This is a genomic window from Vibrio sp. 1641, from assembly GCF_033339995.1.
Lineage (GTDB): Bacteria > Pseudomonadota > Gammaproteobacteria > Enterobacterales > Vibrionaceae > Vibrio > Vibrio alginolyticus.
Genome location: NZ_JAWOVP010000108.1, coordinates 1 through 809, shown reverse-complemented (window position 1 = coordinate 809; position 809 = coordinate 1). Strand labels below are relative to the sequence as shown.

General features: G+C 44.7%; 1 protein-coding gene and 1 pseudogene. One reads left to right on the top strand and one right to left on the bottom strand.

Features of this window, described 5'->3' with window-relative positions:
• A pseudogene (locus tag R7Z47_RS24470) lies at positions 1-375 on the top strand (alpha-amylase); the annotation flags it as partial.
• Between the two features lie 68 nt (positions 376-443).
• On the opposite strand, the gene R7Z47_RS24465 reads toward R7Z47_RS24470, so the two are convergent.
• The gene (locus R7Z47_RS24465; RefSeq protein ID WP_005459687.1) at positions 444-737 is read right to left on the bottom strand and encodes an ArsR/SmtB family transcription factor; all 294 of its coding nucleotides are present in this window, start codon (positions 735-737) and stop codon (positions 444-446) included.
• Positions 738-809: the final 72 nt, after the last annotated feature.

Genomic DNA, 809 nt, shown 5'->3' with positions numbered 1-809 from the left:
GCTTATGCCTACATTCTTGGTCGCGATGGCGGCGTGCCTTTGGTTTATACCGATTTGGATACCAGCGGCATTAAGAACAAAAACGGAAAGCCAAGATGGAAAGACGCTTGGAATGATCCGCGCATGGCGAAGATGATCGCGTTCCATAATGTGACTCATGGCGAATCAATGACGGTACTGGAAGGGAATGATGATATGCTAGTGCTAAAACGCGGAGAGAAAGGTATTGTAGTGCTAAACAAATCCACGCGCGCACAATCGCTATCGCTAAAGACAGAGTGTGATTGGTTCGATTTGATGTCAGATCAAAGCGTTAAAGCCGGGATAGAACAGAAGGTTCCGGCAAAGTCGTTCATGTTATTGGTACAAAAATAAAAGCGGCGGCAGAAGACAATAAAAATGAGCTCAATAGGAGCTCGTTTTTATTTGAATCGTCAAAGCCGTTATTGGCATTCATTCACGCAACATTCGGCACGAAGAAAGTCGATGACATCGTCCAAACATTCGTATTCAGCAACACAAAAAAGAATACGGCCTTCACGGCGCTGAGTAATGAGTCCTGCAGAGGCTAAACTGGAAATATGATGAGAAAGTGTGGATGCAGGAATACCGAGTTTTTCTTGCACACCGCCTACCGCAATGCCTTTGTAGCCCGCTTTAACGACTTCTTTATAAATGCATAGACGGGTAGGGTGCCCTAATTCTTTTAATGCTTTAGCGACGGCTTCTAGCTCCATACTGACCTCTAAACTGACCAACGTTAAATGTGTTCCGATAATAGGGAAACTCGCCTTGAATGCCAACTTTTC